The sequence below is a fragment of the Luteimonas sp. MC1782 genome, assembly GCF_014164605.1.
Taxonomy (GTDB): Bacteria; Pseudomonadota; Gammaproteobacteria; order Xanthomonadales; family Xanthomonadaceae; genus Luteimonas.
This window is the reverse complement of sequence record NZ_JACJFT010000001.1, coordinates 144,708-161,553: the sequence shown is the minus strand read 5'-3', so window position 1 is coordinate 161,553 and position 16,846 is coordinate 144,708. Positions and strand designations below refer to the sequence as shown.

The window sequence follows — 16,846 nt, the reverse complement described above, 5'->3', positions numbered from 1 at the left end:
GGACGCGATGTACGGGTTGGCACGGCCTTTCCTCTTCGCACTCGAGCCGGAACGTGCACACCGGCTCGGCCTGGCGTCCATGGAGGCGCTGCACCGCATGCGGCTGCAGCGCGTGCTCGGCGCCCGGCCGCGTCAGTTTCCGACGCGCGCCTTCGGCCTGGATTTCCCCAACCCCGTGGGTCTTGCCGCGGGGCTGGACAAGAACGGCGAGCACATCGATGCGCTGCTCGCGCTGGGCTTCGGCTTCGTCGAGATCGGTACGGTTACGCCGCGCCCGCAGCCCGGCAACCAGGCACCGCGCATGTTCCGGCTGCCGCAGTACCGTGCGCTGATCAACCGGCTGGGCTTCAACAACCACGGCGTGGATGCGCTGGTGCGCAACGTGGAGCGCGCCACTCGGCGCGGTGGCCTGCTCGGCATCAACATCGGCAAGAACAAGGACACCCCGAACGAATCCGCGGCAGTCGACTACCTGCATTGCCTGGAGCGCGTCTACCCGCTCGCCGACTACGTGACGGTCAACATTTCATCGCCCAATACCGCGGGCCTGCGCGAACTGCAGGAAGAACAGTCGCTGCGGCGGCTGGTCGGCGAGCTGCGCGAGGCGCAGGAGCGGCTGGCCGCGCGCCATGGCCGCCGCGTGCCGCTGCTGGTGAAGGTGGCACCCGACCTCAGCGACGAGGACATCGACGCCGCCGCGCGCGTGCTTGGTGACCTCTCGGTCGACGGCGTGATCGCGACCAACACGACCGTGTCGCGCATCGCCGTGCAGGGCCATCGGCATGCGGCCCAGGCGGGCGGTCTGTCCGGCGAGCCGCTGATGAACAAGTCGACCGCGGTGCTGCGCATGTTGCGCACGCGGTTGCCCGACGGCATCCCGCTGATCGGCGTTGGCGGAGTGATGTCCGGCGCCGATGCGGCCAAGAAGACCGCGGCCGGGGCGACCCTGGTGCAGCTCTACACCGGGCTGGTGTATCGCGGACCGCGCCTGATCGGCGAGTGCGTGGAGGCCATCCGCCGCCGCAAGGAAGCCCCCAGCCGCGGAAACCTGCCCAACCTGTGAGCGCCACGCCGATCGACGCCCCGCACGCCGTGCGCTGGACACGCGACGCCGACCTGGCCGATCGCACCACGTTCCGCGTGCCCGCGCGCGCCGCGTGGCTGGTCGAGGTGGACGACGCCGCCGCCCTGCCCCTTGTACTCGCCGACCCGCGGATCGCCGACGGCGAACTGCTGGTGCTCGGTGGCGGCAGCAACCTGCTGTTCGCGGCGAACCTCGATGGCGTTGCCCTGGCCATGTGCGACAGCGCGATCGCCGTGATCGACGGGGACGCGGACACGGACACGGACACGGTCATCGTGCGCGCCGGCGCCGGTCGCGGTTGGCACGAGTTCGTGCGCGACACGCTCGCCCTCGGGCTGTCGGGGCTGGAGAACCTGTCCCTGATCCCGGGCACGGTGGGCGCCGCGCCGATCCAGAACATCGGCGCCTACGGCGTCGAGATCGATCGCCGCGTGCACGCAGTCGAGGCCTGGGACCGCGACGCGGGCCGCCTGGTGCGGCTCGATCCCGCCGACTGCGGTTTCGCCTACCGCGACAGCCGCTTCAAGCGCGAACGCGCGCGCTGGATCGTCACCGCGGTGGAATTCGCGCTGTCGCGCACACCGCGGCTGGAACTCGGCTATGCCGGCATCGGCGAAGAGCTTGCAGCCATGGGCATCGCGTTGCCCACCCCGGCCGACGTGTCGCAGGCGGTGTGCCGCATTCGCCGGCGCAAGCTCCCGGATCCCGCCGTGCTCGGCAATGCCGGCAGCTTTTTCAAGAACCCGATCGTGCCGGCGACGCAGGCCGACGCGCTCCTCGCCGCGCACCGGGCGCTGCCGTGTTTCGCGGCCGGCGCCACCGACATGCGCAAGCTGTCGGCCGCATGGCTGATCGACGCCGCCGGCTGGAAAGGCCATCGCGACGGCGACGCCGGCGTGGCACCCGGCCACGCCCTGGTGCTGGTCAACCATGGCGCTGCCAGCGGTGGCCAGCTGCTCGCGCTGGCGCAGCGGATCGCCGCCTCGGTGCAGGCGCGCTTCGGCGTCGCGCTCGAGCCGGAGCCCCGCATCGTCGGCGCCGCGTGGTGAGCAACGCGCCCGCCAACCCGCAGTCACGCGCCGCCCTGCTGATGCTCGGCAGCACCACGTTCTTCGCCGCCATGGCGGTCATGATCCGCATCGCCTCGGCGGACCTCTCGACCGCCCAGATCGCGTTCTTCCGCAACCTGTTCGGCCTGCTGTTCCTGCTGCCGTTCCTGTTCCGCGGCGGCTGGCGCCTGCCGCGCACCGCGCAGCTGCCCCGCTACCTGGTGCGCTGCGCGATCGGCGTGGCGTCGATGCTGTGCGGCTTCTGGGCGCTGGGCAACCTGCCGATGGCGCAGGCGGTGGCGCTGTCGTATGCCACGCCGCTGCTCGCCACCGTGGCCGCGGTGTTCATCCTCGGCGAAACCGTGCGCATGCGGCGCTGGTCGGCGGTGGTGATCGGCCTGGTCGGCGTGCTGGTGATCGTGCGCCCGGGCAGCGAGGCCTTCAGCGCCGGCAGCCTGGTGGCGCTGGGCGGCGCCCTGCTTTCGGCGCTGGTGGCGATCCAGATCAAGCAGCTGTCGCGGGTGGACGCCGCCGACACCATCGTCTTCTACACCTACGTGTTCTGGGTGCCGATGTCGCTGCTGCCGGCGCTGTTCGCATGGCAGTGGCCGCAGGGCATCACCTGGCTGTGGCTGCTGCTGCTCGGTGCATTCGGCACCGGTGGCCAGCTGCTGTGGACCAGGGCACTGAAGATCGGCGAGGTGTCGGCGCTGCAGCCGATCAGCTTCATGCAATTGCCGCTGGTGGCGCTGGCGGCCTGGCTGCTGTTCGGCGAGGCGCCCACGCAGTGGACCCTGATGGGCGCCGGCATCATCCTGGGCGCCAACATCTACATCGCGCACCGCGAGGTGCAGCTGGCGCGACGCGCCGCGACCAGCGGCCCGGCCGGGGCGGCCAAGCCAGGCGAGTGACGGTGCGGACTGGCGCAACAGCAAAGGGCCCGGTTTCCCGGGCCCCTTGCCATCAAGACGCTGCGTGGAGCGGGGTCACTGCGTGACGGTAAGCGCCACGCGTGTCGCCTTCTTCGCCACCGCCGGGTCGTTGCTTGCGACGCAGGCGAAGCCCGAGTAGCTGCCCGCCGCCAGGCCGTTGCCCAGCAGCGTGGCGACCAGCGACTGCGAGCCGCCCGCGGCCAGCGAACCCGAGGCCGGGGTGACCGCGCCCAGCCAACTGGCGCCACACGCCACCTCGCCGTCGACCTGCAGGTCGAGCGAGGGGAACGCCACGTTGGCGGTCCACGCACCGCTGCCATCGCCGGCCACGTTGAGGCTGGCAAAGCCACCTTGCCCGGCGCTGCTGCCGTACCAGGCCCAGCGGTTGGCGAACGTGCCGGCGGTGTTGATCACCACCCAGTAGCGTCCGGGGGCCAGCGTGACGGACTGGCCGGCCGCCACCAGGTCCAGGCCGATGCGTCCACCCTCGACCAGCACGCCCGTGGCAAGCGCTGATCTGGAGTGCGTCCACACCGCGGCGCCCGGGTTGGTCTGCGGGTTGCCCGCCGGCATGCCGCCGGCGTCCGGGTAGATGCTCCAGCGCAGGTTCGGCGACGCCGTGGGGAGCGCCACGCCGCTGACGACGAATCCCTCGGCGGTGATCCTGGTGATGCGCGTGCTCGCGTCGACCGTGAAGTCATCACTGGAGAACTGGGCCAGCAAGCCACCCGCCGATGCCGGGTCGCTGTACTGGCTGGCGCGGAAGCCGCTGGTGGCCGTGCCGCGCCAGGTCTCGACCAGCCTGCTGATCGCATTGCCGGTGTTGTCGGCCGACCAGGCCAGCGCCGAGCCGCCGGCGTTGGTCATCGGCACCGTCACCGAGCCCTGGCCGCCCGCCGCAACACTGGCCTGCACCACGCCCGGCAGCACCAGTACCGGCGGCTGCACCGCCACGCCGATCGGCAGGTTCAGCACCGGATCCGCCTTGCCACCCTTCACGCCACTGGGCGCCAGGCGCAGGTTGCCGAAGCTCCAGCTGCCGTTGTTCGGCAGGTTGCCGCTGTCGATGGTCACCACGAACGTCACGCTGCCATTGGCCGGCACGCGCGCGAGGCTTGGCTGCACGCGCCCACGCAGGCCAGCCAGGCTTGCCGCCCAGATCTGGGTACGGCCGTCGACGTTGCGGAAGGTGCGGGTGAACGTGCATCCCCCGGCGCAGTTGCGGTCGGCCAGGCTTGGCAGGTTGAGCGTGGCGGGATCGCCACCCGTGGCCGGGTTGGCCGCGGCGTAGTTCAACGCGGTCTCATCGAGCACCAGGCCGGCGCGCACCGCCTGGTCCACGCGGATCCGGCCCGAACCCCGCGCGAACGGGTTGGCGGGCGTGACCTCGTTTTCGAGGAAGACCGTCGTGGTGGCGGTCATCGCCAGGGCCGACTTCACCTCGGAGACACTCCAGCCGGGACGCGCCTGGCGGACCAGGGCCGCGGCACCCGCCTGGTGCGGAGACGCCATCGACGTGCCGTTCATCAGGCCCACGGCGTTCTCCGAACCGCTGATCGTGGTCCCCGACACGGCGGCCAGGATGCCGTAGCCGGGTGCAGTGACGTCGGGCTTGATCAGGCTGAAGGTGCCTGCCGGGCCGCGCGAGCTGAAAGCGGCCAGCGCATCGGCGGTGTTGGGCAGCGGCGCCGCCGGAAAGCCGATGGTGGCGGTGGCCGCCGGGTTGGCCGCGTTGAAGTCACGCAGCGCGTTGCCCACCGCCTGCGGCACGCCGAACGCCGGCACGGTGGTGTCGGGCACCGAAGGCACCAGCACTTCCGGCAGGTTGTTGGCGATCACCACCGCCACCGCCCCCGCGGCGGACGCGGCATTGGTCTTGATGGTGAAGCTGCAGCCGCCACGGCGGACCACGGCGATCGCACCGTTGAAGGTGCCGGCCGGGTAACCCGCGCAGCCGTCGTCGACCGCATCGACGGTGGGGCTCACGCGCAGCGGCGTGCTGGCCGGGTACGCCACGGTGTGGCCCACGCCGTTGGCGCCGGTGGAGAGCTCGATGGCCGTCAGCGGCTCGGGCACGGTGCCCGGCCCGGTGACCTGCATCAGGAACGAGAAGCCCTCGCGCCCGTGGCGCGCCGCCGCGGTCGAGGACACCCATGGCTCCACGTGGCCAAGCGTGCCGGCTGCCGGACCGCTGTTGCCGGCCGAGGCCGCCACGAACACGCCCGCTTCCACCACGTTGAGGAAGGCCAGCGAGACCGCCTCGCCCCAGGGCTGCGCACCACCGCCGATGGAGTAGTTGATGACGTCGGCGACGCCGTCGATCACGATCTGGTCGATCGCCGCCACCGCCGACACGTTCGGGCACAGGCCCTGTCCGGTGGAGATGTTGGTGTAGCAGATGTCGAAGGCCACGATGCCGGCACGCGGCGCGACACCCGAGATCGACGCCTGCGCGCCGCTGATCGCGACCACGCGGCGATTGCCGGCGACCGTCGACGCGACGTGGCTGCCGTGCGAGTTGGTGTCGCCGAAGCCAGGCTCCTCGCGGAAACCCGGATTGCTGCAGGCATTGCCCGGCGCCGCGCACACGAAGTCGTAGCCGCCGATCAGCTTGTCGTTGCAGCGGCCCGCGTCGACGCCGCCGGGTGCGCAGGTGCCGAGGTAGTTGCCGCTGCCGAGCGGGTTGACGTGCACATGGCCGTCCACCGGGTCGACCGCCGCGAAGGACTGGCTGCCGAAGTTGATGCCCGAATCCAGGATCGCGGCCACCATGCCTTCGCCCTGGAACGCGCCGCCGGCGGCGCTGCCGGACCACACGGCCGGTGCGCCGATATGGCCCGGACCGGTGTCGGTGTCGAGCGCGTACTCGCGATAGCCCTCGACCAGCCTGACGTCCGGCATGCGGCCCACCTTCGCCGCCTCCGAAGCCGTCAGCGTGACCACGATGCCGTTCACCGCGTGCTGCATGCGATGCCCGACCTGCAGGCTGCGGCCGAGCGCGCGGCTGATGTCGGACTCGCGCGCGGCCTGGCGGCTGCGCAGGTAGTCTACGTAGGCACCGGCCTGGCGGCTGGCGGCGTCGAGGCGTCCGCCCGCGCTGCGCGCCGGGGCCGCGATTCCGCGCACATCGCCGCGGTAGCTGGCCAGGGCGGGCTCGTTGAACAGCACGATGTGCGGTTCCGCGGCTTCCTTTGGCGCGCGCGCCGCGGTGCCCGCGACGGGCCCGGCCCCGAGGGACGTGGCCTGCGTGGTCGCGGGTGTCGCGAGCCTGGATTTCACTCCGATGGCGGCGGCGGCGGCGGCCGACACCACGATGGCGACGGCGACTGCCGCCACCACTGCTGGCTTCGTGGTCATGTCATCTCCCCTGGAACGTGGTCTGGATACGTGTGTGTTTCGACACTCGTCCACGCAGCCGGTGTTGATGCGACCCGGCCCATGTGGTGCCCCCCGGCAGCGGCTGGCCGTGCATGTCGCCACGGTCCACCGACGCCGAGCATCCTTCACTCCAGTGGCGGGGGCAAGCCCTTCCTGCCGACGCGCCCGGCCCCGTACTTGACAAGCAGCCAGGTCGCGGCCGTCCAGGCGAGCGCGGCTGTCCAGCCCGCGAGGATGTCCGACGGGTAATGCACGCCCAGGTAGACGCGCGACAGCCCGACCAGCAGCACGAAGCCGAGCATCGCCACCAGCACCGGCCAGCGCCAGCGCGTGTGCCAGCACAGCAGCACCAGTACCATCGCCAGCGTCATCGAACCCATGGCATGGCCGCTCGGGAAACTGAACGTGTGCTCGGGCGCGATCGCCTCCCACAACGTCGGGCGCTCGCGCGCGAAAGCCAGCTTGGCGGCCATGTTGAGCAGCGCGGAGCCCAGCAGCGCGACCCCTGCGAACAGCCCTTCGCGATGCCGCCGCGCCAGCGCCAGGCCGAGCACGAGCAGGATGTCCACCGGCACCACGCCCCACTCGTAGCCCAGCTTCGAAGCAAGCAGGAACAGCTGGTCCAGCCCTCCCGCCGCCGCCTCGCGCGCGAACAGCAGGATCGGCTCGTCAAAGGCGAAGGGCTCGCCCTCCAGCACTTCGTCGGCGAGTTCCGCGAAGCCCCACAACGGCAGCAGCAGGCCCACGAACACCAGCACCAGCCGCCAGCCATGGCGCTGCAGGAAGCCGGCACCGAAGCGGGCATCCGACAACAGGTTGGCGAGCGCCTCAGTCGGCGTGCGCGGCGCGGCCATAGCGTCGGTCGACGTAGCTGTCGATCAGGTCGACGAATTCGCCGGCGATGTTGCCGCCGCGCAAGGTCAGCGCCTTCTCGCCGTCGATGAACACCGGCGCCGAGGGCGCCTCGCCCGTGCCAGGCAGCGAGATGCCGATGTCGGCATGCCGCGACTCGCCCGGCCCGTTGACCACGCAGCCCATCACCGCCAGCGTCATGTGCTCGGCGCCCGGATGGCTGATCTTCCACTCCGGCATCTTCGCGCGCACGTGTTCCTGCACCACCTGGGCCAGTTCCTGGAAGAACTCCGACGTGGTGCGGCCGCAGCCCGGGCAGGCGGTGACCATCGGCGTGAACGCGCGCAGGCCCATGGTCTGCAGCAGTTCCTGCGCCACCACCACCTCCTGCGTGCGCGGCGCACCCGGTTCGGGCGTGAGCGAGATGCGGATGGTGTCGCCGATGCCTTCCTGCATCAGCACCGCGAGTGCGGCGCTCGACGCCACGATGCCCTTGCTGCCGATGCCGGCCTCGGTAAGCCCGAGGTGCAACGCGAAATCGCTGCGCACCGCCAGGTCGCGGTACACCGCGATCAGCTCCTGCACGCCGCTCACCTTGCAGCTCAGCACGATCCTGTCGGGGCCCAGGCCCAGCTCAACCGCGCGCGTCGCCGAATCCAGCGCCGAGCGGATCAGCGCCTCGCGCAGCACACGCCCGGCATCCCAGGGCGCGGCGCGCAGCGCGTTCTCATCCATCAGCGCGGCGGCCAGCGACTGGTCCAGCGACCCCCAGTTGACCCCGATGCGCACCGGCTTGCCGTAACGCGTCGCAAACTCGATGAGTTGCGCGAACTGCGTATCGCGCTTGCGGCCGAAGCCGACGTTGCCCGGGTTGATGCGGTACTTCGCCAGCGCCTCCGCGCATGCCGGCTCCGCGGCCAGCAGCTGGTGCCCGTTGTAGTGGAAGTCGCCGACGATCGGCACCTCGATGCCCATCATCGCCAGCTTCTCGACGATCCGCGGCACCGCCGCCGCCGACTCGGCATTGTTCACGGTGACCCGAACCAGCTCCGATCCCGCCCGCCACAGCTCGGCCACCTGCTTCGTGGTGGACGCGACATCGGCGGTATCGGTATTGGTCATCGACTGCACCACCACCGGCGCGTCGCCACCGACCAGCACGCTGCCCACCCGCACCTGCCGCGTGGCGCGCCGCGGCGCCGGGCCGAATGCCCACTCTTCAAGGCTGCCGGCGCTGCCGGCGTGACGGATGCTGGGAATGGCGTTCATTGCGGCATTTTAGTCCCTGCCGCCGTGATTGTTCCGGGGCCTTCACTTGGTTGGTCTTGGCGGAGGATGTACGGGTACTCCGCCGGCTGGTCCCCGCTGCATGGGTCATGGCAGGTCGGGAGATGGGCGGGTACTGCGCGGCGGTCCCGCAGCGCGGGCCCTTGAGGCCGGCTGCGTACCCGTACACCCTCCGCTGCCACCGGCGCTGCGGCTTGGGGGAAAGCGTCGCGCTGGCCGCCTCATCCCGGTGGCTGCAGGACCGCGTCGTCGGGGCAGCGCGGCTCTTGCTCTCCCTGCGGCCGCCAGAAGCGCGCCATGGCGGGTTGGTGGGTGCGTAGTGGGCCTAAAGACCCCCGCTGCGACCAAAGCCCCGAGGAAACACCCGCCAGTCCGAAAGGGGGTCAGCCCACGGAGTACCCACCAACCCGCCAGCCAGCCAGCCAGTCAGCCAACGGTGCTGTTCTTCCCACAAACCGCGGAAGGCCAGCCCGCCCACAGTGCCCAGGCCCGCCGCCCGCGCACGGTATCCTGCCCACATGCCTGCCGCGTCCGAAAACATCCTTACCCCGAGCCAGCTCAACACCCTCGCCCGCAGCCTGCTCGAGGACGCCTTTCCGGTCGTGCTGGTCGAAGGCGAACTCGCCAACGTCTCCCGCCCCGCCTCCGGACACCTGTATTTCACCCTCAAGGACGCCCGCGCCCAGGTGCGCTGCGCCCTGTTCCGCCCCAAGAGCCAATGGCTGAAGTTCCAGCCCCGTGACGGCCTGAAGGTGATCGCCCGCGGCCGGCTCACGCTCTACGAAGCGCGTGGCGACTACCAGCTGATCCTCGACTCGCTCGAGGAGGCCGGCGAAGGCGCCCTGCGCCGCGCCTTCGAAGAACTGAAGGCACGCCTGCAGGCCGAAGGCCTGTTCGACGACGCCCGCAAGCGCCCGCTGCCCGCCTACCCCCGGCGCCTGGCCGTGATCACCTCCCCCTCGGGCGCCGCCGTGCGCGACGTCCTCAGCGTGCTTGCCCGGCGCTTTCCCCTGGTTGAAGTGGATGTCCTGCCGGTTCCCGTGCAGGGCGAGGCTGCCGCGGCTCAGATCCGCGCGATGCTCGAGCGCGCGGGGGCGAGCGGCCGCTATGACGTCCTCGTGCTGGCGCGCGGTGGCGGCTCGCTGGAAGACCTCTGGGCGTTCAACGACGAAGCCCTGGCACGCGCGATCGCCGCCTCGCCGGTCCCGGTGGTGTCCGCCGTCGGCCATGAGACCGACTTCAGCCTGGCCGACTTCGCCGCCGACCTGCGCGCACCGACGCCATCTGTGGCCGCCGAACTGCTGGTGCCCGACCGCGTCGACGTCGGCACCCGCTTGCGCGGCCTGCACCAGCGACTGGGCGCCCTGCACCTGCAGCAGCTGCGCAACGCCATGCAGCGCACCGACCGCGCCGCGCTGCGCCTGCACGCCGTGCGCCCGCAGGCGCGCCTGCAGGCGCTGGGGCAACGCCAGCAGGACGCGCTGCGCCGGCTGCAGGCCGCGTGGCGCGTGCGCGACGCCGAATGGCGTTCCGGCCTGCGCCACGCCGATGCCGTGCTGCGCGCAACGCACCCCGCGCGGCGCCTTGCTGCGCTGCGCGAACGCCTTGCGAGCCTGGCACCGCGGCCGCAGGCGGCGGTCGCCCGTCGGCTGCGCGACGACGCCCTGCGCCTGCACGGCCTCGCGCGCTCGCTGCAGGCGGTGAGCCCGCTGGCCACCGTTGCGCGCGGCTACGCGATCCTGCAGCACGCCGACGGCCGCGTGGTGCGCACCACGGGCGATGCCGCCGTCGGCGATGTGCTCGACGCACGCCTTGCCGACGGTGCCCTGCGCTTGCGCGTGGAGTCGCGCAAGGACACGTAAGGGCCGCTCCGGCCTGACCCCGTGATCACCGCTGTTGCGCATAATCGCGTGCAGTGCGTGCGCACGGGCGATCAGAGGAGAACGACGGTGGCGAAAACCGGCAAGGGCGGCGCGGCCGCGACCGGCAGGCAGCGCGACGGGCTTGCAGCGAGCTACCCCTACTACCTCGCCAACCGCGCGGTGGCGGCCAACACCGACCTCGACGTCTTCGACAAGTACACCGGCAAGCGCGCCACGCGCGTGGCGCTGGCCGATGCCGCCACCGTGCGCAAGGCGATCGTGGCCGCGCACAAGGCGCGCCGGGCGATGGCCGCCTTCCCGCCCGACGCGCGCCGTGACGTGCTCGAACACTGCGTCAGGCGCTTCGGCGAGCGCGCCGACGAACTCGCCCATGCACTGTGCATCGAGGCCGGCAAGCCGATCCGCGACGCGCGCGGCGAGGTGACCCGGCTCATCGACACCTTCCGCATCGCCGCCGGCGAAGCCACGCGCATCACCGGCGAGGTCCTCGAACTGCAGGTGTCCGAGCGCAGCCGTGGCTACCGCGGCATGGTCAAGCGTGTCCCGGTTGGCGCGTGCAGCTTCATCACGCCGTTCAATTTCCCGCTCAACCTGGTCGCGCACAAGGTGGCGCCGGCGATCGCCGCCGGCTGCCCGTTCGTGCTCAAGCCGGCGGCGAAGACCCCGGTGGGTGCGCTGATCATTGCCGAAGTGCTGGCCGAAACCGACCTGCCGATGGGCGCGTTCTCGGTCCTGCCCTGCGACAACGACGCGGCGTCGGCGCTGGTCGAGGACGACCGCATCGCCCTGCTCAGCTTCACCGGCGGCCTGGTCGGCTGGGACCTCAAGGCGCGCGCCGGGCGCAAGAAGGTGACGCTGGAACTCGGTGGCAACGCGGCCTGCATCGTCGATGCAGACCCTGGCGCCAGCCTCGACCACATCGTGGAGCGGCTGGTGTTCGGCGCGTACTACCAGTCCGGCCAGAGCTGCATCAGCGTGCAGCGCATCTATGTGCATGCGTCGGTGTACCCGGCGCTGCGCCGCAAGCTCAAGGCCGCGGTGGCGGCCTTGCGCATGGGCGATCCGCGCGACGCGCGCACGGTGATCGGGCCGATGATCGACGAGGCGGCCGCGAAGCGCGTCGACGCGTGGATCCAGTCCGCGCGCAGGGCGGGCGCGAAACAGCTCGCCGGCGGCATCCGCGTCGGCAACATGCTGCCCGCGGCGCTGCTGGAAGACGTGCCGCCCGGCGCCGAACTGATGCGCCAGGAAGCCTTCGGCCCGGTGGCATGCATGCAAGCCTTCGATACGTTCGAGGACGCGCTGGCGCGCGCCAACGACAGCGACTTCGGCCTGCAGGCGGGCGTGTTCACCGCCAGCCTTGCCCACGCCATGCGCGCCTGGGATGCGCTCGACGTCGGCGGCGTGGTGGTCGGCGACGTGCCCAGCTTCCGCGTCGACAACATGCCCTACGGCGGCGTGCGCGGTTCGGGCCTGGGACGGGAGGGCGTGCGCAGCGCGATCGAGGACATGACCGAGCCGCGCCTGCTGGTGATCCGCGATCCGGTTTGAGGGCCCGCAACCCCGTCCGGCCCGCCGGCCCGTTGGCTTGGGGGTCAACCTCGGGAGCCACCCATGAACCGACACACCCTGGCCGCACTGGCCACCACCCTGCTGCTCGCAGCCTGCCAGACGGCGAATCACGAGGCGGCCGCGCCCTCGGCGCCGCCCGTCATCTTCGATGCCCCCGCGCCGGCCACGGCGACGGAGATCGGGCAGCAGCGCGCCGTGGCGGCCGACGCGATGGCGCGCGAACACGCCGTGCGCACCACGGCGGCGGCGCAGCGCACGTACATGCCGTCGCCGCCCCCTGCGCCTCCGATGTTCGCGCCCCCGCCCGCCAACACCGAGCAGTACGCGGCGCGCAGCGACAACCCGGTGCAGCGCGCGTCCGAGCAGCCGGTGTCGACCTTCTCGGTGGACGTCGACACCGGCAGCTACAGCAACGTGCGCCGCATGCTGCGCCAGGGCACGCGCCCACCCGCGGACGCAGTGCGCGCCGAAGAGTTCATCAATTACTTCCGCCATGGCCATCCGGCGCCCGCCAGTCGCGACGTGCCGTTCCGCGCGACCGTCGAGATCGCCCCGGCGCCGTGGAACCCCAGGCGCCACCTGATGATGGTCGGCCTCAAGGGCTATGACGTGCCGAAGGCGGAGCTGCCGCCGGCCAACCTGGTGTTCCTGGTCGACACCTCCGGCTCGATGCATTCCGAAGACAAGCTGCCGCTGCTGAAGCAGGCGTTCTCGGCGCTGGCCTCGCAGCTGCGTGCGCAGGACAGGGTGTCGATCGTGGCCTACGCCGGTTCGGCCGGCCTGGTGCTGCCGCCGACGCCGGGCAACCGCCAGGGCGAGATCATCGCCGCGCTGGAGCGGCTGCAGGCCGGCGGCAGCACCAACGGGGGCGAAGGCATCACGCTCGCCTATGCCATGGCGCGCCAGGGCTTCGTGGCCGGCGGCGCCAACCGCGTGATCCTGGCCACCGACGGCGACTTCAACGTCGGCACCGTCGACCGGGCGGCGCTCGAAACCCTGGTCGGCGACCAGCGCAAGTCGGGCATCGCGCTGACCACGCTCGGCTTCGGCCAGGGCAACTACAACGATGCGATGGCCGAGCGCCTGGCCAATGTCGGCGACGGCAACCACGCATACATCGACACCGTGCTGGAGGCGCGCAAGGTGCTGGTGGAGGAGATGTCGGCGACGCTGCTGACGATCGCGCGCGACGTCAAGGTGCAGGTCGAGTTCAACCCGGCGGTGGTTTCCGAGTATCGCCTTGTCGGCTACGAGAACCGCAGGCTGCAGCGCGAGGACTTCGCCAACGACCGCGTCGATGCAGGCGACATCGGCGCGGGCCACGAGGTCACCGCGCTGTACGAGGTCGCCCTGGTCGGCTCGGGCGCCGAACGCCTGCCCGCGCTGCGCTACGGCGCCACGCAGGCGCAGCCCGCAGGCGGCGCCGAGCTCGCGCACCTGCGCCTGCGCTACAAGCGCCCGGGCGAGGACGCCAGCCGGCTGATCGAAGTGCCCGTGCGCCGCGACGCGATCCGCGCGCAAGCCAGCGCGACGATGCGCTTCGCGGCCACCGTGGCGGCGTTCGCCGACGCGCTGCGCGGCGGGCGCAACATCGAGGGCTGGGACTGGGATGCGATCGCGCACAGCGCGCGCGCCAGCCGTGGCGACGACCGCTGGGGCCTGCGCGCCGAGTTCGCGGAGCTGGTCGAAGCCGGCCGCATCGCCACCGGTGGCGACGTCACGCGACCGGCCGACTGAGCGGTGTCCCCAGGCGCCGCCTGCCCACGCTCAGCGCGGCCGGCGCCCCGCCGCCGGTGCCGGCAGGGGGCGACCGAACAGGAAGCCCTGGCCATAGGTGCAACCGAGCTCGCGCAGGGTCTGCGCCTGCGTGGCCGTCTCGACGCCCTCGCCCACCGTCTGGATGCCGAGCGTGCGCGCCAGCACCAGGATCGCGCGCACCAGCGCCAGGCTCTCGGGATGCAGGTCGTCATCGAGGCCAGCCACGAAGCTCTGGTCGATCTTCAGCGCGTGGATCGGGAAGCGATGCAGGTACGACAGCGCCGAGAACCCGGTGCCGAAGTCGTCGAGCAGCGCCAGCACGCCGCGCTCGCGCAGGCTGTTGAGCATGCGCAGCGCGCGCGGGGCGTCGTCGAGCAGCGCGACCTCGGTGATCTCGATGCGCAGCCGCGACGCATCGGCACCCGCATCGTCGACCATCCGCAGCAGGCGCTCGGCGAAGTTCTCGGAATGGAAGTGGCGCGGCGAGACGTTGATCGAGACATGGCCGCGATGGCCGCGGGTCATCCACTCGAACACGCGCCGGTACAGCAGCCAGTCGACCTGCTCGATCAGGCCGCTGTCCTCGCCCACGCCGATGAACTCCGACGGCTGCAGGGGTCCGCGTTGTTCGTGGTTCCAGCGCAACAGCGCCTCGTGGCCCACCACTTCGCCGCTGGCCAGGTCGACGATCGGCTGGAAGTACGGCTCGAAGGCGTCGTTGAGGATCGCGCGGCGCAGGTCGGCCTCGAGGTCCAGCAGGCGCGTCGCCTCGGCGCGCATGTTCTCGTCGAACAGTTCGCTGCGGTCGCGCCCGCGCGCCTTGGCGCGGTACATCGCCGCGTCGGCATCGCGCAGCAGGTCCTCGCCGTGGCGGTAGCGCGACTGCCACAGGGCGATGCCGACGCTGGCCGAGGGAAACAGCTCGCGCCCGGCGATCCACATCGGCTCGCCCAGGGCGGTCAGGATCCGCGCCGCGACGGCCTGCGCCACGTCGCCGTCGGCGGCGTCGGCCAGCAGCACGGCGAACTCGTCGCCGCCCAGGCGCGCGACCACGTCACCCTCGCGCAGCATGCTGCCGATGCGCCGCCCGGCCTCCACCAGCATCTCGTCGCCGGCGGCGTGGCCCACGCTGTCGTTCACCAGCTTGAAGCGGTCGAGGTCGAGGAACAGCACCGCGAACGGCCCGCGCGCCTGGCTGCGCGTTTCCGCCACGGCGGTATCCAGGCATTCCAGAAGGCGGGTGCGGTTGGGCAGGCCGGTGAGATGGTCGTGGCGCGCCTGGTGGAGCAGGCGCTCCTCGGCCCGCAGGCGCTCGCCGACCTGCGCGCGCAGCTCGCGGTTGGCGCTCTCGAGCTCGCGGGTGCGCGCCTCCACGCGCGACTCGAGCTCGGCGTGCGCGGCTTTCAGGTGTTCCTGCGAGCGCTTGCGCGCCAGCGCGCCGCCGATGTGGTCGGCAACGAAGGTCAGCAGCCCCTGGTCGCGCCCGCTGAACCCGATGTCCGGCGAATAGCTCTGCACCGCGATCACGCCCACCACCACGCCATCGCGCGACAGCGGCACGCCGAGCCAGCAGTGGGCCAGGCTGCCGTGATGGCGCAGCTCGCCGCTGGCTTCGAGCTCGGCGATCCTGGCGCGGTCGGCAAGCAGCGCACGGCCGTGATCGATCACGTACTCGCTCAGCCCCCGGGTCATCCGCCGCCGGCGGCGCACGGCGTCGCGCTCGTCGACGGAGTACGGGAACTCGATGTGCTTGCCGTCGGCCGAGACCATGGCGATGTAGAAGTTGCGCGCGTACAGCAGCTCGCCAACCACCGCGTGGAGGTCCGCGTAGAAGCGTTCCACGCTGCCGGCGGCGACCGACAGCTCGCTGATCCGGAACAGCGCACGCTGCAGGCGCTCGGCGCGCTGGCGCTCGACGATCTCCGCCTGCAGCACCTGGTTGGCCCGCTGCAGCTCGCGCGTGCGCGCCTCGACGCGGCGCTCCAGCTCGGCGTGCGCGTGCTTGCGGTCCAGCGCGGTGAGGATGTGCTGGGCCACGAACTCCAGCAGCACGCGGTCCTCGTCGCTGTAGCAGTCGGGCTTGTCGTAGCTCTGCACCACGATCGCGCCGCTGACGCGGCTGTCGCGGCGCATCGGCACGCCAAGCCAGTCCGCGCTGTCGGGTCCGAGGAACTGGTCGCGGCCGACCTTCAGCTGGCGTCGGATCCGCGCCGAGGGCCCGAGCAGCGGGCGGCCGTGCACCAGCATCGCCACGGTGAGGCTGTTGGGGATGTCGGACAGCGCGATCTCGGTGTCCGGATCAGCCACCCAGGGGTCGCGCTGGTCGGCGAAGTACAGGAAACGCACGGTTTCGCGGACGTCGTCGTAGAGCACGATGTAGAAATTCTCGGCCGACATGAGGCTGCCGACCACGCCGTGGATGCGCGCCAGCACGTCATGCATGTCCAGCCCGGAGCCGGCGACATCGGCGATCTCGTACAGCGCCTGCTGCAGGCGTTCGGATTTCCGCAGGGATGCGATGCGCGCTTCGCCCTGCGCTGCCGACAACGTCGCGGTGACCGCGCGCCGCGCCAGCGCGCGCCAGGCGTCGAGGGAGGCGGGCGTGAGCGGTTCGGGCAGCCGCGCGGCGATCGCCAGCGCCGCCCCCTCACTGCTCCAGGCCTCGTCGATCGCGGCGCCGTCGCCGGCGTGCGCTTCGCCGCCGGTCAGCGCAAGCGCGTGGGCGCGCAACGCGGGCGGCACCCCGTCCACCGCCGACATGCCGACGCCGATGCGCGGATCGTTCCAGCACACCACCACGCCCGAGCCGGTGGGCAGCGACTGCGCGAGCACGTCCGCCAGCCCCGCCAGGTCGCCCTCGCGCGGCGTCATCGCTATCGGAACATCCAGCACTGCCTGCACGCGCCACTTCTCCTCGCAGACGAGGACCCTTCGGGAACAACGCTGAACGCGCTCACGGCCGGCAAGGCATCCAGGCCGCCCCCCACGGCCGGTCCGCGCATGATGCATGGTCGCGCCGCCGGCCGCACGGGCTTCCCGCCGCGGCGCGCA

Annotated in this window: 10 protein-coding genes; 6 read left to right on the top strand and 4 right to left on the bottom strand. The window is 71.7% G+C overall.

Annotated features, from left to right (window positions below):
* Positions 1-7: 7 nt before the first annotated feature.
* From H5368_RS00800 to H5368_RS00790, 3 genes are read left to right on the top strand one after another with little or no spacing between them, the layout of a single operon-like run.
* Positions 8-1,063 carry a quinone-dependent dihydroorotate dehydrogenase gene (locus tag H5368_RS00800; protein ID WP_182820519.1) on the top strand — a complete coding sequence of 352 codons (1,056 nt, stop codon included), beginning with the start codon at positions 8-10 and terminating at the stop codon, positions 1,061-1,063.
* Between the two features lie 29 nt (positions 1,064-1,092).
* Positions 1,093-2,133, top strand: coding sequence for a UDP-N-acetylmuramate dehydrogenase (gene murB, locus H5368_RS00795; RefSeq protein WP_343203900.1), 1,041 nt, complete (start codon positions 1,093-1,095; stop codon positions 2,131-2,133).
* 41 nt (positions 2,134-2,174) lie between these two features.
* Positions 2,175-3,044 carry a DMT family transporter gene (locus H5368_RS00790; protein ID WP_182823629.1) on the top strand — a complete coding sequence of 290 codons (870 nt, stop codon included), beginning with the start codon at positions 2,175-2,177 and terminating at the stop codon, positions 3,042-3,044.
* Between the two features lie 75 nt (positions 3,045-3,119).
* Here the strand turns inward: H5368_RS00790 and H5368_RS00785 are convergent, their stop codons facing one another.
* The 3 genes from H5368_RS00785 to ispG form a co-directional block, all read right to left on the bottom strand.
* Positions 3,120-6,422, bottom strand: coding sequence for a S8 family serine peptidase (locus H5368_RS00785; protein WP_182820517.1), 3,303 nt, complete (start codon positions 6,420-6,422; stop codon positions 3,120-3,122).
* 146 nt (positions 6,423-6,568) lie between these two features.
* Positions 6,569-7,297 (bottom strand): phosphatase PAP2 family protein, encoded by a 729-nt coding sequence (locus tag H5368_RS00780; protein ID WP_182820516.1) that lies wholly within the window; start codon positions 7,295-7,297, stop codon positions 6,569-6,571.
* Positions 7,272-8,564, bottom strand: a complete 1,293-nt coding sequence (gene ispG / locus H5368_RS00775; RefSeq protein ID WP_182820515.1) for a flavodoxin-dependent (E)-4-hydroxy-3-methylbut-2-enyl-diphosphate synthase — start codon at positions 8,562-8,564, stop codon at positions 7,272-7,274. The genes H5368_RS00780 and ispG overlap by 26 nt, the downstream gene beginning before the upstream one ends.
* 536 nt (positions 8,565-9,100) lie before the next feature.
* Between ispG and xseA the strand changes: the two genes are divergently transcribed.
* The 3 genes from xseA (at position 9,101) to H5368_RS00760 (ending at position 13,774) form a co-directional block, all read left to right on the top strand.
* Entirely contained in the window at positions 9,101-10,444 is a 1,344-nt protein-coding gene (gene xseA / locus H5368_RS00770; protein ID WP_182820514.1) for an exodeoxyribonuclease VII large subunit, read from the top strand.
* A gap of 180 nt (positions 10,445-10,624) precedes the next feature.
* Complete coding sequence (locus H5368_RS00765) at positions 10,625-12,016, top strand: aldehyde dehydrogenase family protein (protein ID WP_343203899.1); 1,392 nt, start codon at positions 10,625-10,627, stop codon at positions 12,014-12,016.
* A 63-nt stretch (positions 12,017-12,079) separates the two neighbouring features.
* Entirely contained in the window at positions 12,080-13,774 is a 1,695-nt protein-coding gene (locus H5368_RS00760; RefSeq protein ID WP_182820512.1) for a VWA domain-containing protein, read from the top strand.
* A gap of 30 nt (positions 13,775-13,804) precedes the next feature.
* On the opposite strand, the gene H5368_RS00755 is transcribed toward H5368_RS00760, so the two are convergent.
* Positions 13,805-16,666, bottom strand: a complete 2,862-nt coding sequence (locus H5368_RS00755) for an EAL domain-containing protein (protein WP_182820511.1) — start codon at positions 16,664-16,666, stop codon at positions 13,805-13,807.
* Positions 16,667-16,846: the final 180 nt, after the last annotated feature.